The organism is Chryseobacterium sp. G0162, from assembly GCF_003815715.1.
Taxonomy (GTDB): domain Bacteria; phylum Bacteroidota; class Bacteroidia; order Flavobacteriales; family Weeksellaceae; genus Chryseobacterium.
The window spans coordinates 3,073,780-3,097,185 of record NZ_CP033922.1 but is presented as its reverse complement, the minus strand read 5'-3'; the positions used below and the strand labels follow the sequence as shown (position 1 = coordinate 3,097,185).

The 23,406-nt window shown below is 35.0% G+C and carries 20 protein-coding genes, 7 tRNA genes and 1 other RNA gene; 7 read left to right on the top strand and 21 right to left on the bottom strand.

All coding sequences use genetic code 11. From position 1 onward, the window contains the following. Positions 1–2: 2 nt before the first annotated feature. From EG344_RS14085 to rpsU, 13 genes are all read right to left on the bottom strand, one after another. Complete coding sequence (locus EG344_RS14085) at positions 3–1,244, bottom strand: TolC family protein (RefSeq protein WP_123909954.1); 1,242 nt, start codon at positions 1,242–1,244, stop codon at positions 3–5. A 220-nt stretch (positions 1,245–1,464) separates the two neighbouring features. Further along, positions 1,465–2,829 carry an ATP-binding protein gene (locus EG344_RS14080; RefSeq protein ID WP_123909953.1) on the bottom strand — a complete coding sequence of 455 codons (1,365 nt, stop codon included), beginning with the start codon at positions 2,827–2,829 and terminating at the stop codon, positions 1,465–1,467. Continuing rightward, entirely contained in the window at positions 2,830–3,510 is a 681-nt protein-coding gene (locus EG344_RS14075) for a response regulator transcription factor (RefSeq protein WP_123909952.1), read from the bottom strand. A gap of 274 nt (positions 3,511–3,784) precedes the next feature. Further along, positions 3,785–3,856 (bottom strand) — tRNA-Thr (locus EG344_RS14070). A 40-nt stretch (positions 3,857–3,896) separates the two neighbouring features. Beyond that, positions 3,897–3,969: transfer RNA gene (locus tag EG344_RS14065), tRNA-Gly, on the bottom strand. Positions 3,970–4,058: 89 nt separating this feature from the next. Beyond that, a tRNA-Tyr gene (locus EG344_RS14060) sits at positions 4,059–4,139 on the bottom strand. 20 nt (positions 4,140–4,159) lie between these two features. After that, a tRNA-Thr gene (locus tag EG344_RS14055) sits at positions 4,160–4,233 on the bottom strand. A gap of 90 nt (positions 4,234–4,323) precedes the next feature. Further along, a tRNA-Gly gene (locus EG344_RS14050) sits at positions 4,324–4,396 on the bottom strand. An 87-nt stretch (positions 4,397–4,483) separates the two neighbouring features. After that, positions 4,484–4,564, bottom strand: a tRNA-Tyr gene (locus EG344_RS14045). 19 nt (positions 4,565–4,583) lie between these two features. Beyond that, positions 4,584–4,657 (bottom strand) — tRNA-Thr (locus EG344_RS14040). 109 nt (positions 4,658–4,766) lie between these two features. Next, the gene (locus tag EG344_RS14035) at positions 4,767–5,057 is read right to left on the bottom strand and encodes an HPF/RaiA family ribosome-associated protein (protein ID WP_034693158.1); all 291 of its coding nucleotides are present in this window, start codon (positions 5,055–5,057) and stop codon (positions 4,767–4,769) included. After that, positions 5,054–5,941: a tyrosine-type recombinase/integrase gene (locus EG344_RS14030; RefSeq protein ID WP_123911821.1), complete on the bottom strand. Its 888-nt coding sequence runs from the start codon at positions 5,939–5,941 to the stop codon at positions 5,054–5,056. Before EG344_RS14030 ends, EG344_RS14035 begins: the two co-directional genes overlap by 4 nt. 78 nt (positions 5,942–6,019) lie before the next feature. After that, on the bottom strand, positions 6,020–6,217 hold the full coding sequence (rpsU, locus tag EG344_RS14025) for a 30S ribosomal protein S21 (protein ID WP_045501128.1): 198 nt from the start codon (positions 6,215–6,217) through the stop codon (positions 6,020–6,022). A 316-nt stretch (positions 6,218–6,533) separates the two neighbouring features. Between rpsU and ssrA the strand changes: the two genes are divergently transcribed. Further along, positions 6,534–6,935: a transfer-messenger RNA gene (gene ssrA, locus EG344_RS14020) on the top strand. A gap of 56 nt (positions 6,936–6,991) precedes the next feature. Here ssrA and EG344_RS14015 read toward each other — a convergent pair. Continuing rightward, on the bottom strand, positions 6,992–7,552 hold the full coding sequence (locus EG344_RS14015) for an NADPH-dependent FMN reductase (protein ID WP_123909951.1): 561 nt from the start codon (positions 7,550–7,552) through the stop codon (positions 6,992–6,994). 107 nt (positions 7,553–7,659) lie between these two features. Beyond that, positions 7,660–8,289, bottom strand: coding sequence for a type B chloramphenicol O-acetyltransferase (catB, locus tag EG344_RS14010; protein ID WP_123909950.1), 630 nt, complete (start codon positions 8,287–8,289; stop codon positions 7,660–7,662). A gap of 394 nt (positions 8,290–8,683) precedes the next feature. Between catB and EG344_RS14005 the strand changes: the two genes are divergently transcribed. Genes EG344_RS14005 through pyk form a run of 5 tightly spaced genes read left to right on the top strand, consistent with a single transcriptional unit; the run spans position 8,684 to position 12,865 of the window. After that, positions 8,684–8,923, top strand: a complete 240-nt coding sequence (locus EG344_RS14005) for an acyl carrier protein (RefSeq protein WP_002976354.1) — start codon at positions 8,684–8,686, stop codon at positions 8,921–8,923. A 34-nt stretch (positions 8,924–8,957) separates the two neighbouring features. Next, positions 8,958–10,202 carry a beta-ketoacyl-ACP synthase II gene (gene fabF, locus EG344_RS14000; RefSeq protein WP_123857890.1) on the top strand — a complete coding sequence of 415 codons (1,245 nt, stop codon included), beginning with the start codon at positions 8,958–8,960 and terminating at the stop codon, positions 10,200–10,202. 9 nt (positions 10,203–10,211) lie between these two features. Then, positions 10,212–10,976 (top strand): ribonuclease III, encoded by a 765-nt coding sequence (gene rnc / locus EG344_RS13995; protein WP_123909949.1) that lies wholly within the window; start codon positions 10,212–10,214, stop codon positions 10,974–10,976. After that, on the top strand, positions 10,954–11,427 hold the full coding sequence (locus tag EG344_RS13990; RefSeq protein ID WP_123909948.1) for an IPExxxVDY family protein: 474 nt from the start codon (positions 10,954–10,956) through the stop codon (positions 11,425–11,427). Before rnc ends, EG344_RS13990 begins: the two co-directional genes overlap by 23 nt. Continuing rightward, complete coding sequence (gene pyk, locus EG344_RS13985; RefSeq protein ID WP_123909947.1) at positions 11,420–12,865, top strand: pyruvate kinase; 1,446 nt, start codon at positions 11,420–11,422, stop codon at positions 12,863–12,865. The genes EG344_RS13990 and pyk overlap by 8 nt, the downstream gene beginning before the upstream one ends. 70 nt (positions 12,866–12,935) lie before the next feature. Here pyk and EG344_RS13980 read toward each other — a convergent pair whose 3' ends face one another. The 6 genes from EG344_RS13980 to hutI form a co-directional block, all read right to left on the bottom strand. Then, complete coding sequence (locus EG344_RS13980) at positions 12,936–14,873, bottom strand: WG repeat-containing protein (protein WP_123909946.1); 1,938 nt, start codon at positions 14,871–14,873, stop codon at positions 12,936–12,938. 3 nt (positions 14,874–14,876) lie between these two features. Next, positions 14,877–16,172, bottom strand: coding sequence for an aldehyde dehydrogenase family protein (locus tag EG344_RS13975; protein WP_123909945.1), 1,296 nt, complete (start codon positions 16,170–16,172; stop codon positions 14,877–14,879). 138 nt (positions 16,173–16,310) lie between these two features. Continuing rightward, complete coding sequence (hutG, locus tag EG344_RS13970; RefSeq protein WP_123909944.1) at positions 16,311–17,234, bottom strand: formimidoylglutamase; 924 nt, start codon at positions 17,232–17,234, stop codon at positions 16,311–16,313. A 125-nt stretch (positions 17,235–17,359) separates the two neighbouring features. After that, a complete protein-coding gene (locus EG344_RS13965) occupies positions 17,360–19,375 on the bottom strand; it encodes a BCCT family transporter (RefSeq protein WP_123909943.1) in 2,016 nt (671 codons plus the stop codon). Positions 19,376–19,803: 428 nt separating this feature from the next. Further along, on the bottom strand, positions 19,804–20,880 hold the full coding sequence (locus EG344_RS13960) for a DUF695 domain-containing protein (RefSeq protein WP_123909942.1): 1,077 nt from the start codon (positions 20,878–20,880) through the stop codon (positions 19,804–19,806). A gap of 20 nt (positions 20,881–20,900) precedes the next feature. Continuing rightward, on the bottom strand, positions 20,901–22,127 hold the full coding sequence (gene hutI, locus EG344_RS13955; RefSeq protein WP_123909941.1) for an imidazolonepropionase: 1,227 nt from the start codon (positions 22,125–22,127) through the stop codon (positions 20,901–20,903). A gap of 251 nt (positions 22,128–22,378) precedes the next feature. On the opposite strand from hutI, the gene ruvB reads away from it, so the two are divergent. After that, positions 22,379–23,401: a Holliday junction branch migration DNA helicase RuvB gene (gene ruvB / locus EG344_RS13950; protein ID WP_123909940.1), complete on the top strand. Its 1,023-nt coding sequence runs from the start codon at positions 22,379–22,381 to the stop codon at positions 23,399–23,401. Positions 23,402–23,406 lie beyond the last annotated feature (5 nt).

Sequence of the window (23,406 nt, the reverse complement as noted above, 5' to 3'; positions counted from 1 at the left end):
GTTTAATAGAAGATTTTCGTTTGTACTAATTGGTTAAGTTGTTCTGCTGCCTGCATGATCTCGTTCTTCATATCATAAATCTGAAGAGCAGTTTCTCTGTAACTGTCCATGAAGTCTGTAAATTCAATAAGATTTACATTTCCTTTTCTGAAATTTGTCATCATACCGTTATAAACCAGATCCATGTTCTGAAGATCTGTTGTTTTGATATCTGCAAGCTGCTCGTATTGCGCTTTCCAGGTTTTATAAGCTGCCTGTACCTTTGTTTCAAGGGTCAGTTTCTGAAAGTCTGCGTTTTTCTGATTCTGCTGAATCGCATAATTAGCCTTTTCTACATTTCCCTGGTTCACTCTCCATAATGGTAAAGGAATTCCTAATGTCAGATTCGCTTCATTGTTAAAAGTTCCTCCAGCCTGATCCCATGCTGCACCCACATTAAGATCCGGTACATTCAATGATTTCTGCCATTGGGCATACAGCTTACTATTATCAATTAATTTTAAATTATATCGATAATCTGCATTATTTTCCAATGCCTTAGTTTTAAGTTCATCTTCATCTCCAAAAGGCTGAGTTGCCAGTGCTTCTTTGGCTTCAGATTCGGGCATCAAAGGTTCTATATCTTCTGAAATTCCGGTAAGAACTTTTAAATTCTGTTCAAAACCAAGTATATTTTTGTTGATTTCAAGCTTATCATGATTCAGCTGAATGACCAGACTTTGCAGTCTCACCGCATCTTTAAGGGAAACATTTCCTTTAGCTGACTGTACACGATAAGCGCTTAACAGGTCATTCATATACCCTAATTGCTTATCAGTGTTTTCAAGCTTTAATTTTTCGTAGTAAAGATTAAAATAAGTAGTACGGAGTTGGGCTCTCAGATCAACAAGAAGTTGAGAAAACTGAAGCTGGGCCAATTCTTTATTCGATTTTGCAAAAGCAATTTCATTTTTCTTTTTACCCCCCATATAAATTAGCTGGGTAATGCCTGCTCCTTTTGAATGACCAACATCAAAAAACTTTTTACCTTCAGGATTATAAGCATTGAACTGTCCACTCAATTGTGGCAATTCCCAGATTTTAGCCTGCAGGATATCAGCATCCGCCATGTTGATGTTGTATTGTTCCGCAAGCAGCTGAAGATTGTTCTTCTGGAAGGCTTCTTCGCAATCCAAAAGAGACATTTGCTGTTGTGCCGCCATGAATGAGGAAACGGCCAGGCACAGCACTGCAATTCTGTTCATTATTTTCTTTTTAAATTACAAAATTGCTTGGCTACAATTAAAAGAAACTTAAATGAGGATTAAAAAAATATTAAAATTACCTTAAATAGGAGCTTTAAGATAAGATCATGGAACTCTAAAACTTAAAATTTTTCTCCAACCTTTGATTTTTTTTAGAAAATTTAATCTGAAGTTTAACAAAAATGGTAACAGCTTTTGAGTAATAATTAGTTCTGAAAATTTATTTTTTAAAAATCACGGTGAACATATTCATGTATTCATCGGGAGAAGAATAAATAATTTCAGCATCATGATATTCAAGAATTCTCTTAACAATTCTTAGCCCTAAGCCGGAACCGGAAATATTTTGAGCATTATTTCCTCTTGTAAAAGCTTCAAATAACTTAGTCTGTTCTTCTACCGAAATAGTAGCTCCATGGGAAATTACATCAACACTAAGATTATGATTCGTTTCGGTTATCAATACTCTCACTTCTGTATTGTCAGAATAAACCGCTGCGTTTTTGAATAAATTAATGAAGACAATCACCAATAATGATTGAATGCCGCTAATGGTAAGAAAAGCATTTTCCGAAGTTTCTTCAGCAATAAGAAAATCCAGTTTAAGATCAGGATAACTTTTTTCCACTCCTTCGAAGGCTTCAAAGATCACTTCGTCTATTCTTACATCCTCGTAAATGCTTTGAATATTTTCTTTATCAAACTTCGTTAATAGCAGTAGTGAATTCGTCAGATCTGACAACTGATAAACATCCCGTTGAATTTGCTGTAATGAAGACAGTGTCTTTGGAGAATGTTCTTCAAATTTAATCAGGTTTTCCAATTGAAATGCCATTCTTGTAATAGGGGTCCTGATTTCGTGAGAAGCACTTGCTGTAAAATCTTTCTGCGACTGAAATACATCGTTAAGCCGTACAATCATTGTATTAAAAGATTTTGCAAGAACATTTACTTCATCATTAGATTCCTGAACGGGAATCTGAGTGGTTAATTTATGTGCTGTTACCTCTGAAATTTCTTTATTCAGATCTTCTAAAGGACGAAGAAACTTTTCTACAAAGTAATAACTGAAAAAGCCGATAAGAAGCGTGCTCATCACATAAGCAGTAATCAAAAGATATTTTAGAAAACCCAACTTTGATTTCCCGTTGGTATCAAAGGCACTGGTAAGAATATAATAATTCTCTCCATTAATGTTTCTTAGTGCTGCATAAATCTCCGGAACTGTTTTCTCTGTATAAATAATCTTCTTTTTATCCAGCTCCTTAAGCATGGCACTATCCCAGGTAACATTTCGGTCTTTAATCGTACTGTAGATCAGTTCTTTCTGTTCATTAAAAATTAAAATCTTTTCATTCAAAAGAATATTATCCGAATTTTCATTGAAAAAGATGGGTGCTTCTTCTTCAAAATCTTTAGACTTTGAAATAAAATGGGTCGTAAATTCCAGTCTTTGTCTGAATCTTTCCTTAAACTCATCCCTTCTGAAATCATTGAAAGATAAATAAATGACCGCCATCACCATTCCAAAAAGCAATGAAAAGGCGATACTAATTGTTAAAGCTATCTTTCTCTTTAAAGACATTTACAATGGACTTAAATAATATCCGAAACCGGAACGGGTATGGATCAGTTTTATTTTAAAATCTTTATCAATTTTTTTTCTTAAAAAATTAATGTATACTTCTACCGTATTGGTATTGGTATTAAAGTTGTGCTCCCAAACATGTTCAGTAATCTGCTGTTTAGAGACAGTCCTGCCCTGTGCTTCTGCCAGATAAACCAATAACTGAAACTCTTTTAAAGTAAGGGTTATTTCATTTCCGCCCCGATACACTTTTTGCTCCGTTTTGTTGATAATAAGGTCATCTATTCTGATAATATCCTGATCAGAGGTATCTGAAGGCATTTTTCTTCTCAACAGAGAATTGATCCTTAAAAGGAGTTCTTCAAACTGAAAAGGTTTTACCAGGTAATCATCAGCCAATCGGGTAAAGGCATCTTTTTTATCTGAAATATCTCCATAAGCAGAGATCATAATGATAGGCGTACTCTTATCAAAAGAACGAATCGTCTGACAAACATCCAGCCCGTTTATTTTAGGGACATTGATATCAAGCAAATACAGATCATAGGAATTATTTTTAATCTGACGAAGGAAAGTTTCTCCGTCATAGATTTTATCGCAGGTAAAATTATTGGATTCTAAAAATCGGCAAAGTTCCGCAGAAAGAATGAGATCATCTTCTAATAAAAGAATATTCATCAAAAATTATTTTACACGAATGTAACGAAAATTTTTATGATGATTACTGATTGGTGGTAAAAGTTAAGAAGAATAGAAGACTTTAAAGTTTTCGACACAAAAGATCACGAATCTGGTTTATCCATTGAAATTTCGAAAGAAGGATTCTTTTTGCTATTTTTTAAACAGTTGTATAACTATTTTACTTTATCAGCCTCGTGATTTTTTTCTTGACCTAAGATTAATAACAAAATTTGGGCAAAAAAAATTCCCGAAGAAATTCGGGAGATTCGAGAGCCAACTACGGGACTTGAACCCGTGACCTCTTCCTTACCAAGGAAGCACTCTACCGCTGAGCTAAGTCGGCATTAACTAAAAAAATCACACTAAGGAGCGTGATTTTATTGAGCGGAAGACGGGGGTCGAACCCGCGACATTCAGCTTGGAAGGCTGACGCTCTACCAACTGAGCTACTTCCGCAATTTTGTTTCCAAAATTATTGGTAAACGCTTTGCAAAACTAAGAATTAATTTTTAATTCTGCAAACTTTTTTCTAATATAAAATATAGTGGGGAGAGCAGGATTCGAACCTACGAAGCCGAAGCAACTGAGTTACAGTCAGTCCCATTTAGCCACTCTGGAATCTCCCCAGATATTTTATATTAAATTGAGCCTCCAGAGGGATTCGAACCCACGACCCCGAGATTACAAATCACGTGCTCTGGCCAACTGAGCTATGGAGGCAATTTAACAATTAGTCTGAAACCGATAGAGAAACTCTACTCTACACATTTCAGTGTTAAAAAAATCAACTTTAAATATTGATTTTTGTTGAGCGGAAGACGGGGGTCGAACCCGCGACATTCAGCTTGGAAGGCTGACGCTCTACCAACTGAGCTACTTCCGCGATTTTGTTTACAAAACCATTGGTAAACGCTGTGCAAAACTAAGAATTATTTTTTAATCTTGCAAACTTTTTTTTAAAAAATATAAGTGGGGAGAGCAGGATTCGAACCTACGAAGCCGAAGCAACTGAGTTACAGTCAGTCCCATTTAGCCACTCTGGAATCTCCCCAAAGATTTATATTTTTATGAGCCTCCAGAGGGATTCGAACCCACGACCCCGAGATTACAAATCACGTGCTCTGGCCAACTGAGCTATGGAGGCAAATATAAAAAAGAATTCAAAAGATCGCTGTTCCTTTTTTGCGAGTGCAAATATAGAACGGATTTTTTGAATTCTCAAATATTTTATAAACTTTTTTTAACTTTTTTTTCTACGCCATTTCTTTTTTCTTGATTAGTAGCTTTTTAGCTGTATCAACACAAAGGTCCAAACTTTCTTCAAAACTTGCAGATGTCTTCTTTACTACAATATCATCTCCCGGAACCGCTAAAATAATCTCAGCTGTTTTATTAGCTTTATCAGCATTGTTTTCTACTTTTAGAAATACTTTACACTCTTGAATTTTATCATAGAATGTATCTAGCTTGCTTACTTTTTTGTCGATGTGTGATTCTAGTGGTTCGTGTGGAGTTAAACCAATTGATTGTACTGAAATCTTCATAATTCTTCTTTTTTTGACGCTCGAGGGTGAGCCTGATTAAACACTTTTTTCAATTGTTCAATATTAGCATTCGTATAGACTTGAGTACTGGCAAGACTGGAATGCCCTAATATTTTTTTCACTTTGGAGATCTCCGCCCCATTATCCAAAACGTGTGTAGCAAAGCTATGACGAAGGATGTGAGGACTTTTTTTTTCTTTCGTTGTTATAAGACTAAGGTACTTATTAACTACCACATAAACAAATTTTTCATTGAGTTTTTTCCCTTTCTTATTGACAAAAAAACAGAACTGATATTCTTCCTGCGGTTTTCTTATTTCCAAATAGTTCTTAAGAAGTGCAGACAAGTCTTCAGAAATAGGAATCACTCTTTGCTTGTTTCCCTTCCCTATTACTTTTAACTCATTTCCGTCTATATTAACATTTTCAAATATCAGGCCACAAAGCTCCGCTTTCCTCATTCCGGTCTGATAAAGGACTTCCATAATACATTTTTCCAGGATATCAGGGGTGTACTCCAGGATCTTATCATTAAGATCTTCCATTTCTTCTTTAGACATGGGAATTTGCTTCTCAGCATAAAATTTCAGGGAAGATATACCTTCAGTAGGAGAAACCTTAATTTCACCTATCTTTAAAAGGAAAAGATAAAAACTGCGGAGAGAGGATAATTTTCTATTGATACTTCTTTTGGAAATATTGTTTTCACTTAAATCAACAATAAAGTTTCTGATGATCTTTTTATCAGCTTTAGAAATATCGTCGGAAGATTCTGTTCGGAGATAGAAATGGGAAAAGTCGTCAAGGTCTTTTTTGTAGCTTGTAATCGTATGAGGAGAGTACCTTTTTTCGAATTGTAAGTATTCTAAAAACTTTTCCAGCATCATGGGATATAAAATAAAAATTCACTCCTCAAATATAAGAATTTAAGAAGTGAATTAATATGTGTTTAAGAAAAATTCTTAAGCCTGCTCTTCCTTGCTAAGTGCTCTTTGCTTGTAAGCAGCTTTCAACTTAGATTGTCTCAAAGTTACAGAAGGCTTGATAAACGCTTGTCTAGATCTTAATTGACGAACTGTACCTGTTTTATCAAATTTTCTTTTGTATTTTTTTAAAGCTCTGTCGATGGATTCACCATCTTTAACTGGAATTATTAACATATTTTACATCTCATTTTGGATTGCAAAACTAGACATTTTTTCTTGAATTACAAAATATATTACATGAAACTATCACTATTTTTATCTTTATCTCCTAAAAAACCTAGCATTAAAAGGCATTACAATTAAAAATAATTTTATCCACAATCATTACACTTTATCAAGAGAAGTATTCTTCCGTCCTGACTTTACCCTATTAGGAAGAAACACCATAGACCCTTATTATAGCTCTTAGAATACAGTAGTAATCATCAAAAATAATCTACATGAATGAAATATGAACAAAAAGCACTATCTTTGCATTCACTTTATTCATGGGGTTGACTGGTTTCGACAGCAAGACCAATGGGTAAGTAAGCATGCAGAGAACCGTAGCGCGATCTCTATAATCCCTTGCTACAAAATTTTAACTGGCAACGAAGAGTTCGCTCTTGCAGCTTAATATCGAAGTATAGTAGATCAAGCGTTTTCCCGAAGATTTCAGTAGGGAAGCAAGATATTCCACAAATGCTCTGTTCTGCGGCATTTGATCCTGGGATATAGGAATGCGGAAATAAGGTTTCAGAAGCTTCGGCTGAAATTCGAAAAACTCAGAAGATAAGCTGGAAGTTGGGTGTCTATCCTCTGCCTTCAGTCGAAAATCAATGGTAGAATAAGCATGTAGAAAGCTTATGTATTGCTTGTTTGGACGAGGGTTCGAATCCCTCCAACTCCACTAAAATAAAAAAGCCACTGAATTATTCAGTGGCTTTTTTTATTCTAAATTCCAATCTATTACGAGCTACAATTCTTCTTAAACCACTCAATATAAGCATCCACAGCCTTCTGAAGAAAATCTTTTACCTCTTCATCATTTAGATTTCCGTTCTCATCCCATACTTTATCAATATGAGGAAGATAAACTTCTGGTTGCTGCATTGCCGGGACATTAAGAAACACAAGACTTTGTCTAAGGTGATGATTAGCCCCAAAAGCAGAAAGGTTTCCCGGCGAACTACTAAATACCGCACCTGGCTTTCCATCCCAAACATTTTTACCTGCCGGCCTTGAACCAACGTCAATTGCATTTTTCAATGCTGCAGGAACCGACCTGTTATGTTCTGGGGTAATAAAAATAACACCGCCGATAGTTCTTATTTCATCTCTGAATTTCGTATAAGATTCGGGGACCTTATTATAATCATCAAAATCCTGATTATATATAGGTAAATTGTCAATTGAAATAATTTTAAATTCAAAACCCTGAGGAGCCATAGGAAGTAATGCCTTCGCTATCTTTTTAGAGAAAGATTCTTTCCGCAAACTTCCTGCGATAAGCCCAATTTCTGTATTCATAATGATAATATTTAAGTGATTGATATTTTTTAAACAGCAAAAACGATGCGAAACATTAAATGATATTATTTATAAAATACAGAAGGTTCCGAAATGGAATCTTCAAATTATTTTATTTTTTTATAAAATTCGTAGAGCGCATCAATATCTGCTGAGCAAAGTATTGGAACAGCTTTTTCAAGAACATTTTCATCCCAATCCCACCATTTCATTTCAAGAAGTAGCGCGATATGTTGTTCGCTGAATCTTTTTCTGATAGGCTTTGCAGGATTTCCTCCTACAATAGTATAAGGTTCTACATCTTTTGTCACCAATGCACGGCTGCCAATAACAGCTCCATCTCCGATTTTAATTCCAGCCATTACCATAGCCTCCGTACCAATCCAAACATCATTTCCAATAACAGTATCTCCTGCCAATTCGAAAGCATCCTTGCTATTTTGGAAACACTCTACTTCTGACATATAATAGAATGGGAAACTTGAAATCCAGTCATAACGGTGTCCTTGATTTCCACACATGATAAAACTTGCACCACTTCCAATAGAACAATAGGAACCAATAATTAATTTATCTACATCATTTCTGTCAGGAAGCAGATATCGAGCACAGTCATCAAAAGAGTGTCCGTGGTAGTATCCAGAGTAATAGGAATATTTACCAGCAATAATATTGGGGTTTTGAATATGGTCTTGTATGATTTTGCCTTTAAAAGGACTTTCAAAGAAATTTTTCATTTTTTAGCTTTTTAAATATAACAATAGTGAGAAAGAGAACAGCTAATAAGCCATCCTTTATAGAAAAGAGATTTGTTAATTTAAAAAAGCTAACGTGTTAATTTCATAACACACAAATATAGGTAAAAAAGCATAGACTTTTCATTCATTTTTATTCCGAAAAAGTCAAATCTTGACCTTTTTCAACCTTTTTGTTTAGAAATTTTTTCGGTTCATTTGAAAATAAAAATTAAACCTCTCTAATACAATTAAATATAAATAGCTGAAAACTAAAACACTAAACCTAGCATATCTAAAATGAAAAGTCTCTGTCCACAAAAAAGACTAAAAAAATGTTTTATCGTAAAGAATTTTATATATTTGCAGCATCTAACAATTAAAAAAATAATTTACTATGTCAGACATTGCATCAAGAGTAAAAGCTATCATCGCTGATAAGCTTGACGTTGAAGAAACAGAAGTAACTCCTGAAGCTAGCTTCACTAACGATTTAGGAGCAGATTCACTAGATACAGTTGAGTTAATCATGGAATTCGAAAAAGAATTTAACATTCAGATCCCTGATGACCAAGCTGAAAAAATTACTACTGTAGGGCACGCTATCGCTTACATCGAAGAAGTAGTAAATAAATAATATTCTTCAACAAAAAAGAAATTAAACAAAGTTTATGGAATTAAAAAGAGTAGTTGTAACAGGTTTTGGAGCAATAACACCAATCGGAAATAATGCAAAAGAATACTGGGAAAATCTTGTGAAAGGTGAGAGCGGAGCCGCTCCGATTACTCTTTTTGATGCCACAAACTTTAAAACCAAGTTTGCTTGCGAGGTAAAAAATTTCGATCCATTACAGCATTTCGATAAGAAAGAGTCTAAAAAAATGGACCGAAATACTCAATTGGGACTTGTTGCTGCTAAAGAAGCAGTAGAACATTCTGGTATTATTGAAGATAATGTAGATAAAAACAGAGTTGGTGTAATTTGGGGCTCCGGAATCGGAGGTCTGGAAACCTTTGAAACGGAAGTTTTAGGATGGGCTAATACCGAAATTCCTAGATTTAATCCGTTCTTTATTCCTAAAATGATTGCTGATATGACTCCTGGTCAGATCTCAATTGAATATGGTTTCCACGGACCGAATTATACAACGGTATCTGCATGTGCATCTTCAGCAAATGCTATAATTGATTCCAAAATGCTTATCCAATTAGGAAAAGCAGACGTGATTGTATGCGGAGGCTCTGAAGCAGCCGTTACAGCAAGTGGTGTCGGTGGATTTAATGCGATGATGGCACTTTCTACAAGAAATGATGATCCTACAACAGCTTCAAGACCTTTCGACAAAGACAGAGATGGATTTGTATTAGGTGAAGGTGCTGGATGTATTATTCTTGAAGAATACGAGCATGCGGTAAAACGTGGTGCTACAATTTATGCAGAATTACTAGGAGGAGGTATGAGTGCAGATGCATATCATATGACGGCTCCGCATCCTGAAGGCCTTGGCGCTTATCTGGTAATGAAAAACTGTTTGGAAGATGCAGGTTTAACTGCTGATGAAGTAGATCATATCAACATGCATGGTACCTCTACTCCATTAGGAGACATCGCAGAATCCAACGCAATTTCGAAGTTATTAGGCGAGCATGCTTTTGACATTCAGATCAATTCTACAAAATCAATGACAGGTCACCTTTTAGGAGCAGCCGGTGTTATTGAAGCTATCGCTGCGTTAGGAACTATTATTCATGGTATTGTTCCTCCTACCATCAACCATTTTACTGATGATGAAAAGATTGACAGCAGACTAAACTTTACGTTTAATACTGCGGTTAAGAAAGATGTAAAAGTAGCCATGAGCAATACTTTTGGATTTGGCGGGCATAATGCTTGCGTTCTATTTAAGAAAATCTAAATTCAATGAATGGAGTTACAGAAATACTTTTCTAAATTCCTTCTCAAAAAAAGAAAAAGACAATTAACGGAAAGAGATTATTTTCTCAGCACTGAGCTTAAAAAAGTCTTGGGTGCAGAGGTACAAAATATTGCTCTTTACCGCGAAGCTTTTTCTTTAAAAAATTCTTCTAAAAATCAAGACATCAACTATGAAAGGCTTGAATTTTTGGGAGATTCTGTTTTGGGTACAATTATTTCTTGTCATTTGTTCCAGACCTATCCTCAAGCTAATGAAGGATATCTGACACAGATGAAATCTAAGATTGTTAATAGGAAAAATCTCAATAAATTAGGGGAAGACCTTAAGCTTACAGATCTTCTGCAAAAGCAGAATAATTCTTCGGCTCTAGGGGAAAATATCTCCGGGAATTTATTTGAAGCTTTAATTGGTGCCGTTTATTTGGACTTTCATTATGATGCTTGCAGAAAGATCATTCTGGAAAGACTTCTGACGCCTTCCGAAATTAACAAACTTGAAAATAAAATTGTCAGCTATAAAGGTCTCCTTCTCGAATGGAGCCAGAAGAAGAAGGTAAATATAAAGTACGAAACTTGCGAGGAAATACAGGCTAATAAAGCAGTCATGTTCCGTTGTCATGTATGGCTGGGAGATGAAAAAATTGCTAATGCTATGGAAACCTCCAAGAAAAAGGCTGAGGAAAAGGCAGCACAGAGAGCTTTTTATATTTTAAATAAAAAAGAAAATATACTTGGAAATTCAAAAACTTTATGATCTTGATGATATAGAATTTGAAGATATTGCCATAGGATTGGTAAGATTAGCAAAAGATATACCCGCTCATGAGTTTTTCTACAAAATAAATCAACTTAACAATCTCAGTTTTTCAAGAAAAAAAGATCTTGTCTTTCATGGAGATTATTATGATTATCTTTTTCCCAGGTTTGAGGCCTACCACAAGTTTTCCAAGACCTGTTTCACCTTCATTTCAAATAAATCTTCAGAAAGTAAACAAAAAAAAGTTCAGACCGAGCTCTTTACAGAAGAAGAAAACATTAAATTTTTATTAAATAATCAGGTAGGTGTGGAATATATTCTGCATAGTTCGGATCAGTTTCCTGATTTTTCCGTAATTTTGCTCCCTGAAAATCTTGTGTTTCCAATTCAAGACTATACACTGAGTTCTGATGAGGAACTTTATCAAATTATCCAGTATTATGAATAAGTATTTAAAGAAGACAAAAATTATCGCAACACTAGGGCCGGCTTCATCATCGAAGGAGGTAATGTTAGATCTAATGAAGGCGGGTGTTGATATTTTCAGAATAAATTTTTCCCATGCAGATTACGACTTAGTTCGAAACAATATTGAAATAATTAGAGAACTAAACAGCGAGTACGGATATTCAGTGGGTATTTTAGGAGACCTTCAGGGACCTAAGCTAAGAGTAGGTGTCGTGAAGGAAGGATCTTACCTGAATCCAGGGGATATTCTTACTTTTACCAATGAAAAGATCGAGGGAGATTCTACTAAGGTATACATGACTTACCAACAGTTTCCACAGGATGTAAAAGTAGGGGAAAGAATCCTTATTGATGACGGGAAACTGGTATTAGAAGTTACTGAAACCAATGAAGTAGATACAGTAAAGGCTAAAACGATTCAAGGGGGACCTTTAAGCTCTAAAAAAGGGGTTAATCTTCCTAATACATTGGTATCTCTTCCTGCATTAACAGAGAAGGATATTCAGGATGCTAATTTCATGCTTGATATGGAGGTAGACTGGATTGCTCTTTCTTTTGTACGTCATGCACAAGATATCATTGACTTGAAAGAATTAATTGCAAAACATCCAAACGGTAAATTCAAAACTCCGATTATTGCGAAGATTGAAAAGCCTGAAGGGGTTAAAAATATTGAAGAAATCTTATTGGAATGTGACGGACTAATGGTTGCCCGTGGTGACTTAGGAGTTGAAGTTCCAATGGAAGAAGTTCCAGCCATCCAGAAAAACCTGGTAGAAAAGGCAAGATTCTATTCTAAACCGGTAATCATCGCAACACAGATGATGGAAACAATGATCAACAGTTTAACGCCAACCAGAGCGGAAGTAAATGACGTTGCGAACTCTGTATTGGATGGTGCTGATGCAGTAATGCTTTCAGGAGAAACTTCTGTAGGAAGATATCCTGTACAAGTAGTAGAAAACATGGCTAAAATTGTGAAAAACATTGAAACCACTCACTTCTACCAACACAAGAATGAACCGATTGAAAAAGACTACAACTGTATCGATGAGAGATTCATTACCAACAGAGTATGTCTTGCAGCAGTAAGAATTGCTAAAACAACGAATGTTTCTGCTATTGTTACATTGACTCATTCAGGGTATACGGCTTTCCAGCTTGCAGCACACAGACCAAATTCTCACATCATTGTTTACAGTGGTAACAGAAGAGTAATTACGATGCTAAACCTTCTTTGGGGTGTTCACGCTTACTACTATGATATGAAGAAGTCTACTGATGAAACGATTATCCAGGTAAATATGTTAACGCATAACTACGGTTATATTGAAACTGGTGACTTCGTTATCAACATCAATGCAACTCCGTCATATGAAGGTGGAAAAACGAATACGTTGAGATTAACGACAGTTTAAAAGCAATAAGCAAAGTTACTTTTTGCCAAAGCATACAAAAAACTCCCGGAAATTGATTTCCGGGAGTTTTTTACTTAAAATCATTACTGATAAATCTATCTTTGTAATAATATTCATAGTTGTTTTTGTAGAGATCAAATAAAATCCCATCAGTAGAAATTCCTATTCCGTTAGAATAAGACCAAACTTTATTGTAAAACTTCAAGAATTGGCTTCCATTAAGATTCAATATATAAGAAGTATCCTGATCTCTTAAATATATTAACCGCTCATCAAGAACAATTGGTTCTGCAAATTTCGGATAGCTAAGAATAAAATCTGTTTTAAAAACCATATTATTATTTTCATCAATACCAACAAGGTTTTTATCTTTAAACAAATAATAAATACCGTTTTCAAGCAAAGCATAACTTTTATTATATTCTGCAGGAATTACTTTCCCATTCTTTGTCATAATCCCCATTTTAGAATTCTTACCATAGGCAATAAAATTCTCGTAAGGCTCCTGAAAATCAAATTCAAAAGGATCTATTGTCTTATTAGCATAATCAATAGTCCCCACTTTATCATTTATTTTCCAGATAAAAAAATAAGATTTTATATTATTAATCTGAGTCGTATCTTTAATGTAATAGATATCCCTTGAAGCAGAATATTCGTTGGTAAAAGGAAGAATAGTTGTATTATTAGCACTAATCAGACCTGTCTTAAGACCTAAATTAGTAGCGAGAAAGTAACCTGTATTATCAACAGGATTAATATCCTCATAAATATAAGGAACTAATAATTTTCCATTAAAATCAAGAACGCCTTTCTTCTTATTCTTACCTATTGCTACAAAATATTTATTTTCCAGAATTGACTTTTTATCAGTAAAAGAAACTGTTTCTGACAAGTTATTTAAGTATATAGCATCGGTTTTTTTTAATTTCACCTTTTTTATATCAATAAAATTCAGGGTTCCATCTTTTTTTTCAAAAACATAAACCGGAGAATCAACAGTATCTCTTAATGCATGACTTTCAATGTAAATATTCGGAGATTTTAAAACCTCTTTCCCCTTCAAATTTAATAATCCAATATTTTCTTTATCCAAAAATAAAATTGAACTGCCATATTGTTTAAGATAGTCATATTGTTTAGACTTTACAAAACCATTATTATTAATCAGAAAGTATTTTTCTTCATTTCTTACAATAACGGTATTACTACCTTTAATACTCTCAGAAATATAATCTATTAAAAGATTATTATTAAAAGGGATTTTGGTATAAGGGTTAAGCAGGGTATACTTTGTTACTTCACTGTTAATATATAATCCCACAAAAAGGAATCCATTACGAGAATCTATTGATTTGTATTTAAAACCGGTTAAAGGCTTGCCTTCCTTATCTAAAAAGTCCTCTCTATTATTTGTATAAGCCTTCAATCGATAATCATTCCCTCTATTTAAAATCAATATTCTATATTCTCCTTTTGAATCTGCTACAACCTTTAAAGAAGACGCATCAAGTATCTTTTGAATGTTATTTATACGACAGTCATAAAAATCACCACTTTTATCTTTTTTCACCTCATCAAAATAATCAGAAACTTTTTTATTTTGACTGTCAACAAAGTAATAATATGCTTTTCTCTCCTGTCTAACACAAGGTTTCTGGCTGCCACACTTGTATTCTGTACTGATTTCAACGTTATCTTTGACTAATATATATCCGTTCTCAAAAGGTGAAACAGATAGATATTTTGGTGGGATTATTTCTTCCTTCTTTAGATTAATATACCCCCAATAAGGAATCCCACTACGATCTTCTTTTAAAATACGAGCATATTTCACTTCAGACTTTGGAGAGACCTTGTGAAATACGCCTATAATTTTATATTCTTTCTTTAGATATTTAATCTCCACAGAATCTGTAACCACTCCCAATCTATCTATAGTAAGCTGCTTTTGGGCAAAGCTTAAAATAAATCCAAACAGAAAAGATAATAAGAGTGATTTCTTCATATATCAATTATTACCTACAATAGTCTTCGCTGTTACAAACTCTTTTAAAGCGTGTAAAGAAAGCTCTGTTCCGTATCCTGAAGCCTTTGATCCACCAAAAGGGAAACGCGGGTCAGAACTGGTCATTCTGTTGATATTAACCGTTCCTGACTCAAGATTTTCAATAAAGAATAACTGACGGTCTTTATCTTTAGTCCAAACCGAATTGGAAAGTCCGAAAGGAATATCGTTAGCAATTTGTAATGCTTCTTCAGCATTTTTAGCAATCATCACCATCCCAAGAGGTCCAAAAAGTTCTTCTTTTAAAATTGGATTTCCTTCCTGAACTCTGATTAAACCAGGTTTAAATTCATTATCAGAAACTCTTTCCAAAGGAAGGATAATTTCTGCGCCATTTTCCAATGCTCTGTTAAATTGAGCTTCCAACTCATCGGCTAAGTCAGGTCTTGCCATCCCAGCTAATTTTGTGTCTTTATTCAAAGGATCTCCAATTTCATACTTCTTATATTCCTCAATGAAAATGGGTAGAAACTGATCTTCAATCTTTTCATCAATAATAAATCTTTTAGCTGCAGTACAGGTTTGTCCACAGTTCTGCAGTCTTGATTTTGCACCAGCTTTTGCCGCTGATTCAAGATCTCCATCTTCAAAAATGATGAATGCATCACTTCCTCCTAATTCAAGTAAAGATTTTTTGATGTTTAAACCTGCAATAGAGGCTACTTCACCTCCAGCTTTACCACTACCGGTAAGACTTACTCCTTTTACGGCATCATGTTCAAGGATCTCTTTTACCGCTTTGTGACCTACTTCAAGATTTTGAAATACCCCTTCCGGAAAACCTGCTTCTAAAAGAACTTCTTCTATTGCATTTCCACTTCCGAAACAAATTGAAGCATGTTTTAGAACCACTGTATTTCCTGCTAAGATTGCAGGGACCGCAAACCTCAACACCTGCCAGAACGGAAAATTCCAAGGCATTACTCCCAGGATGACTCCTTTCGGAGCATAATGAACTTCAGAATAGGTAAATTCGGATTCTATTTTTTCAGGTTTCAAAATATTTTCAGCATCAGCATAATAATGCATCATTAAAGCACATTTCTCTACCTCAGCAATGGATTCCGAAATAGGTTTATTCATTTCAGTAGTAATGATCCTTCCAAATTTCTCTGAATTATTTTTTAGTATTTCTGCCGCTTTTCCAATTAACTTCTGCTTTTCTTCAAACGGCACTTTGCGCCACACTGAAAACACGTCATCTGCTTTAATAAGCTTGTTTTCAATAAATTGTTCCATAATATAATTTCTGTTTTTAAATTCAGCTAATGAATTTATGAGTGCTTTTATTTTAAAAGCACGATAAAGTCAGCAAATTCTATTCCTTAAGGGTCAATAAAAGAATGATTTTCTCTATCGGAAGAATATAGCTTTATCTTAAATCATCAGCCATTCATTCACCAGACAAGCTGCCAGCCTTGCCGTCCTGTCCTGAATATCGAACGACGGATTGACTTCTGCCACGTCCAGTGCAACCAGTTTTTTGTTTTTTAAGATATGCCTGTAAAAATGCATAAAGGTTGCATCTGCAAAGATACCATTATATGCTGAAGCTGAAACCCCCGGAGCGATAGATGCATTAAAAACATCCATACAAATAGTGAGATAGGCATAATCCACGTTCTCCAGCAAGTCATCGATGCGTTGATAAATGGAAGGAAGGTTTTCAAAAAACAATTCGTCCGAAAGGATATACTTCATTCCATATTGATGTGCGGTATCAAAGAGTTTCAAGGTGTTTGAGTTTCTTTGAATCCCAATGTGAAGAGAATTGATAGGGCCTTCCTGAGCAATTTGCCAGAATCCTGTTCCTGAGCTTGGTCCTACTCCTTTTTCCGGCTGTCTGTTATCAAAGTGAGCATCAATATTGATAATTCCTATTTTTTGCTCCGGAAAGGCTGTTTTAATCCCTAAATAATGAGCATAGGTCACTTCATGTCCACCACCCAGAACAAGCGATTTTCCTCCTTTTAAAAGTACTTTTGAAACATTTTTAGCCAAATTATTCTGAGCATTCTCAAGATTACCGTCTTCACAGGTAACGTTTCCAAAATCCAGCATAGAGAAATTGGGAAGAATCACCGGAAAATTAGACATATTTTTTCGGATCACGTTGGAGGCATCTTTAGCACCCTGACGGCCTTTATTCCTCCTGACTCCTTCATCCACGGCAAAACCATGCAATGCAAAATCATTCGTTAAAATATTGTCGTAATTCTGTTCTTCCTTTACTCTCTGAAATAGTCTGTGGAAAAGAAGCTCTTCCCCATCTAATCTACCCTGCCAAATATTTTGAAGCATAATCCTTTAAAATTCAATTTTAGTCACATCATTCTATTCAGTAAAGCTAATTAATATTGTTTACATATAAAAACTCCTTTCATATATTACCTAAAGAATTTATTGTAAGATGAATAGCTTATTTTTTAATCCTTATTCTGATTGGCATTGCTGCTGATAAACATTTCGTTTCGTTCTTCTGAAATAATTTCTAAAAACCGTTCGTAATGTTTCAGTACATCAGAAATCAGTTCATTTTTGGTAAAATACTGAACATCATAACCTTCTCTTCCATCTCCAAAATAGGATCTTGGATAATGTGTTTTATTATCGTCAAGATCCGGAAGGTTCTCTTCATTCATGATATATTCAGAAACTGTTTTTATTTTATTTTCCACTCCATAAACGAAGTTATTAACAACTCCCTGATGGATTTCGATTTCTATTCTGACAGGATTTTGATGATGATTTATTTTAGCTTCAATTCCATTAGCTGCAAATTCCTGCTGTAAATCTGTAAAGGCTTCTTTTGCTTTCACATTAATAAAACGGTCTACAGAAGCATTATCTTTAAAAGAAACGATATTTTTTAATCGTTCTTTCCAGAATTCACCAGACCATGGCACTGTAGAGGCTGAAAAATTTGTATCGTAATATTTCTGGTCAATCACTAATCCTTTCATCAAGCTTACAATGAACAAAATAACCACAATAGAAAACGGCAATGCGGTAATTAAGGTCATACTTTGCAGTGCTTTCAAACCTCCTACATTCAGTAATAAAAGGGAAAGAACAGCCAGTAGTACTCCCCAGAATACAATTTGCCATTTTGGAGATTTACTGGCATTTTTAGTGGCAATACTGTTCATCACAAATATCCCAGAATCTGCTGATGTTACAAAAAAGATAAGAATGATAAGGATGACGAAGAATCCTGTAAACTCTGATAAGGGTAAATAATCCAGGAAACGGAACATTAAGGCATCCGGATCTGTTGCAAATTGGCTTAATTGCCCATTGGCAACATTTAAATCGAACCAAATAGCACTGTTTCCAAATACGGACATCCATATAAAATTGAATAATGTAGGAAGTATTAAAACTGCCAGAATAAACTCTTTGATAGTTCTTCCTTTAGAAATTCTTGCAATAAATAAACCTACGTAAGGGGACCATGAAATCCACCATGCCCAATATAAAATCGTCCAGTCGTAAAACCATGGCAATGCATTTTTCTCATAAACATGGGTATTGAAGGTAAGATTGAAGAAGTTATTGATATAGTTTCCCAGCCCTTCTGTAAAGCTTCCAATCAGATAAACTGTTGGCCCCAATATTAATACAAAAAGAAGGAGACCGATCACACTGACTACATTAATATTACTTAAAATCTTTACTCCCTTCCCTACTCCTGAAATGGCGGATATAACGGAAAGAGTGACAAGAGTAACTACAATGATAATCTGATACGTAAAACTATTCTCCGGAGTAACGTGAAGAATATTTAATCCTGAACTAATCTGTACGACTCCAAAACCTAAGGTTGTTGTAATTCCGAAAAAAGTACAACATAAAGCAAAAACGTCAATGGCATTTCCCCATTTTCCGTTAATTTTATCTTTTAACAGTGGATAAAAACAGCTTCTTAATGAAAGAGGTAATCTGTAACGGTATGCAAAATAAGACAAAGAAAGTCCTACTACTCCATAAATTGCCCACGCATGAATTCCCCAATGGAAAAAGGTATAGAGCTGCGCCTGCTTAGCCCGGCTTACATAATGATTGTCTGCGAAAACTTCTGAGGAATAGTGCTGCATAGGTTCTGCCACACTGAAATAAATCAATCCGATCCCCATTCCAGCGGCAAACAACATGGAAATCCAGGAAAAGAAAGAATATTCCGGTTTACTGTCATTAGCCCCAAGCTTTATATTGGCATATTTACTGAATAACAAGTATACCAGAAAAATAACGAATAACGTTACAGACCATACATACACCCAGTTTAAGTTGACAAATATAAATTGTTTAATCTCATTCAGGATGCTTTCAGTCGGTTTTGGATATACCGCTGAAAGAAAACAGGTTCCTATAATAAATATCAAACTCGGAATAGTAACCCCTTTGTTAAAAGTAGATCTAATATTTTTAAAATTCATCATTTTTATGTTCGTTTATAATATTGACAAGTTTTCCTTGTACGGGATATAGCTGTAAAAAAAGTACTGAGAAATAATAAAATATCCAGTTTTTCCGGTGCACTTAAGAACTATAGAAAAATGCGTTATTTATCTAAAAATCAACGCTAATTGCAGCGCAAGATAAGAAAACTTATAGAAAATATGAAAAATATGGAAGATTTTATGATTTGGCCCTATGGCTTTCTATCGTTGTCGACCAACAGAACTTCCCTTTGGTATTTATGTGATTTCCCTTAGATGTCACAAATTACACAGATCATTGTAAACATTAGACTACCATGCTTTTAAAACACATAGTTTTTAGCTTAGGGCTCTATGATTTTAAGGAAGTGGGAGAGATAATTTTATCCATAAAAAATGTGGAAAAAAAATTCTTCCACATTCTAATTTTAAACAGCATTATTATAGTATTTAAAATACTGCCAATATTTATCTTTAAAGATTCTGAATGAAATTTGATATTCAGGATTATTATCTTTTATGGCTTTAAAAGCTTTAGAGATTTCTCTGAAATCTTTACCGGCAAAATAGCTTTCTTTGCTATTATCTGCCGTTTCTCTGCCTATATACAAATATCCTTTCTCTTTTAGATCTTCAATGACTTTATCTTCAATATCACTTAATTTTTCAAAATCTTCTTTTTCAGGAAGTCCATCATTGTTCTCTCCGTGATAATGAAATGTAAGAACTGAAATCCATGGATAGGAAGCCTTTGCATCATAATTCAGTAAAGGAAGATTCATACAGGCGATAAGAGGTTTCTCATTATCTAAAGTAGCTCTGAGAACAGAAAATTCTTCTTCCACATCAGCTCTCTTTACGCTCTTATACTTTTCTGTAAATTCTCTTTCCCTCCATAGTAGAAAATCTTTCAGCTTTTCAATAGGGACAAGTTCTTGTTTGGCTTGCTCTCTTCCTACAACGGTAAATGTATCAATTTGTGTGGCAAAATTTAATTCCCCTAAAAAATTATCTAAAAAGATGCAGACACCTGTTGTGATAGCCTCTTTGTTTTCGGCATTTCCATCGTAAACAAAGACAAGGTCTATCTCATCAGGATATTCTTCCTGTTCATTGGAATAGAAAAAAATATTATCCTTTGTAAACCTGTAATCCCCCATCGTAACGTTTACATTCTTTGCATCCATTGCCGGTTTTAAAGCAGTAAACTTCCAATGATTGAGCTGGGGAGCAGCTTCAATAAGTTCTTCAATAAAAACAACATTCCTGATCTCTCCATCTGCTGTTAAAACTAATTCTGCTGTAGAATCATCGCTCATTCCGGTCAGAAAGTAATATCCTTCATTGATCTGGCTGAGTCTGGGAGCAATATGGTCAAAAAAATCTTTTTCAATAGATTCCTGACCTCGGTTTTTAACGGCATCATAAAAGTCTTTTTCTTTTGTTAAGAACCAATCCCAAAAACCTTTATAGTCAAATTCTTTTCCCAACTGCTTTTCTTCCATTTGAATTAATCTTTTATATTCTAGTCAACTAGTTCTCCATCAATATAAACGTGTTCAGTGCTCAGGCTTCCCTGATTATAAAGAACATTCTGGAAATTATCGGTTTTAAAAGTCACAAAATCGGCTTTTTTACCTGTTTCAAGTTTTCCTCTGTCTTCCAAATTAAGGGCATAAGCTGCTCGATAAGTCATTCCGGCTAGTACCTCAGCTGTTGTCAACTTTTGGAAAGTCGCTAAAATAGATGCTTGAGTGATTAAGTTCCCCATTGGGGCTGATCCCGGATTCCAGTCACTTGCGATCGCTACGATGGCTCCTGCATCCAATAATTTTCTTGCCGGTGTAAATTTTTCACCCAATCCTAAGCTTGCTCCCGGGAGTGCTGTTGCTACAGTATCAGATTGTGCAAGGAAGTCTATATCTTCATCAATGGTTGCTTCCAAATGATCTGCCGATTTTGCTCCTACTTCTACAGCAATTCTTGAACTTCCGGGGGTAAACTGATCGGCATGAACAGTAATTTCAAAACCTAAATCTTTAGTTTTAAGTAAAAACGCTTTACTCTCTTCAGGCTGGAACGCTGATTTTTCAATAAAGATATCTACACGGTTAGCCAGGTTTTCATCTTTTACTTTTGGAAGAATCTCGGTAAGAATATAGTCCAGATACTCCGGATTGCTTCCTTCAAAATCTCTTGGTTTTAAATGTGCCGAAAGACAGGTAGGAACTAATGTTGCCCTTGTTGACTCCTGTGCCTTTTTGATCATTCGAAGCATTTTCAGCTCGTTTTCTACATCCAGTCCATATCCACTTTTAATCTCAATAGTTGTAATTCCAAGATCAACCAGGAACTTTATCCTTTCCAATAATGTCTTCAGTAATTCTTCTTCTGAAGCATTTCTTGTATGCTGTACGGAGCTCCAGATTCCGCCGCCACTTTCAGCGATTTCCAGGTACGTTTTCCCTGCGTTACGCATGGCAAAATCATTGGCACGGTTTCCTCCGAAGCAGATATGAGTATGTGAATCTACAAAGGCAGGAAGAACTACCTGTTCTCCTTCAATGGTTTCTATTTCTATTGTTGGATTTTCATTTTTTAACAGTTCAAAATCACCAATTCTCTGAATGGTACCATTTTCAACAATTATTCCTCCATCCACAATAATTTCTAATTGTTCGTCAGTAAGTTTTCCTCTTAATGGAAGATTGGCAAGTGTTACAACCTGCTTAAATGGGCCTATTAATTTCATTTATTTAGGTTAAAGGTTAGAAAATGACTGATCTCTGTTGACAATTTTCATCAAGCAAATTATTCATTCAAAATGAAATCAATCAAATTTTAATTTTCCTCTCAAAAATACTTAAAATATCTCAATTCTGTTCTTAATCTCAGTCTAAACCTCAGCTCTAATCTTAATCTCAGTTTCAAATTCACCTTTTCTCAATCTTCATTTCAATCTTAGTCTAAATTTGCTATCTTTGAGGTAAATGAAATGAATTAATGCCAGATTTTTTACATCCAGATAAGGAAAACTACTCACGAGAGGAGCTGATGCAGGAAGAACAAATTCGCCCCCAAAGCTTTAAAGATTTTGCGGGACAGAGAAAAACGCTGGAAAATCTTGAGGTTTTTGTGACTGCTGCCAAGAGGCGTGGCGGTGCACTAGATCATGTGCTTTTGCATGGTCCGCCAGGGTTGGGAAAAACAACTTTAGCTAATATTATTGCTAATGAACTTGGGGTAAACTGTAAGATTACTTCCGGTCCTGTATTGGATAAACCGGGAAGTTTAGCCGGATTACTGACTAATCTGGAAGAAAATGATGTTCTTTTCATTGATGAAATTCACCGTCTTTCTCCTGTTGTAGAAGAGTATCTGTATTCTGCCATGGAAGATTATAAGATCGATATCATGTTGGAAACAGGTCCTAACGCAAGAAGTGTACAAATCGGACTAAATCCTTTTACTCTTGTGGGAGCTACTACCAGAAGCGGAATGCTGACTAAGCCGATGCTTGCGAGATTTGGTATTCAAAGTAGACTTGAATATTACTCTATTGAACTTTTATCTATGATTATTCAGCGAAGTGCTAGAGTTTTAGGCGTAGTAATTTATGAAGATGCTGCTATTGAAATTGCCAGAAGAAGTCGTGGAACTCCAAGAATTGCGAATGCATTGCTGAGAAGAGTCCGTGATTTTGCTGAAATTAAGGGAAATGGTGAAATTGAGATTAAGATTACCAAATATGCACTAGATTCTTTAAATGTAGATGAGTTTGGGCTGGATGAAATGGATAATAAAATCATGCGTGTCATGATTGAAAACTTTAAGGGAAAACCTGTTGGAATTTCTGCTTTAGCCACCTCTATCGGAGAAAATCCGGAAACCCTTGAGGAAGTTTATGAACCATTTTTGATTCAGGAAGGTTTTATCATCAGAACGCCGAGAGGTAGAGAGGTTACCGATAAAGCGTATACCCATTTGAATATTTCCAGATCTAAAAATCCGGGAGAACTTTTTTAGTTTAA

Coding starts and splice junctions, on each gene's coding strand:
- hutG (WP_123909944.1), bottom strand. CDS start 17,234: ATGCTTCAAAATATTTGGCAGGGTAGATTAGATGGGGAAGAGCTTCTT.
- pyk (WP_123909947.1), top strand. CDS start 11,420: ATGAATAAGTATTTAAAGAAGACAAAAATTATCGCAACACTAGGGCCG.
- EG344_RS14075 (WP_123909952.1), bottom strand. CDS start 3,510: ATGAATATTCTTTTATTAGAAGATGATCTCATTCTTTCTGCGGAACTT.
- catB (WP_123909950.1), bottom strand. CDS start 8,289: ATGAAAAATTTCTTTGAAAGTCCTTTTAAAGGCAAAATCATACAAGAC.
- hutI (WP_123909941.1), bottom strand. CDS start 22,127: ATGAAATTAATAGGCCCATTTAAGCAGGTTGTAACACTTGCCAATCTT.
- EG344_RS14030 (WP_123911821.1), bottom strand. CDS start 5,941: ATGCTGGAAAAGTTTTTAGAATACTTACAATTCGAAAAAAGGTACTCT.
- rpsU (WP_045501128.1), bottom strand. CDS start 6,217: ATGTTAATAATTCCAGTTAAAGATGGTGAATCCATCGACAGAGCTTTA.
- EG344_RS14005 (WP_002976354.1), top strand. CDS start 8,684: ATGTCAGACATTGCATCAAGAGTAAAAGCTATCATCGCTGATAAGCTT.
- rnc (WP_123909949.1), top strand. CDS start 10,212: ATGGAGTTACAGAAATACTTTTCTAAATTCCTTCTCAAAAAAAGAAAA.
- EG344_RS14080 (WP_123909953.1), bottom strand. CDS start 2,829: ATGTCTTTAAAGAGAAAGATAGCTTTAACAATTAGTATCGCCTTTTCA.
- EG344_RS14085 (WP_123909954.1), bottom strand. CDS start 1,244: ATGAACAGAATTGCAGTGCTGTGCCTGGCCGTTTCCTCATTCATGGCG.
- EG344_RS14035 (WP_034693158.1), bottom strand. CDS start 5,057: ATGAAGATTTCAGTACAATCAATTGGTTTAACTCCACACGAACCACTA.
- EG344_RS13975 (WP_123909945.1), bottom strand. CDS start 16,172: ATGGAACAATTTATTGAAAACAAGCTTATTAAAGCAGATGACGTGTTT.
- ruvB (WP_123909940.1), top strand. CDS start 22,379: ATGCCAGATTTTTTACATCCAGATAAGGAAAACTACTCACGAGAGGAG.
- fabF (WP_123857890.1), top strand. CDS start 8,958: ATGGAATTAAAAAGAGTAGTTGTAACAGGTTTTGGAGCAATAACACCA.
- EG344_RS13960 (WP_123909942.1), bottom strand. CDS start 20,880: ATGGAAGAAAAGCAGTTGGGAAAAGAATTTGACTATAAAGGTTTTTGG.
- EG344_RS13980 (WP_123909946.1), bottom strand. CDS start 14,873: ATGAAGAAATCACTCTTATTATCTTTTCTGTTTGGATTTATTTTAAGC.
- EG344_RS14015 (WP_123909951.1), bottom strand. CDS start 7,552: ATGAATACAGAAATTGGGCTTATCGCAGGAAGTTTGCGGAAAGAATCT.
- EG344_RS13965 (WP_123909943.1), bottom strand. CDS start 19,375: ATGATGAATTTTAAAAATATTAGATCTACTTTTAACAAAGGGGTTACT.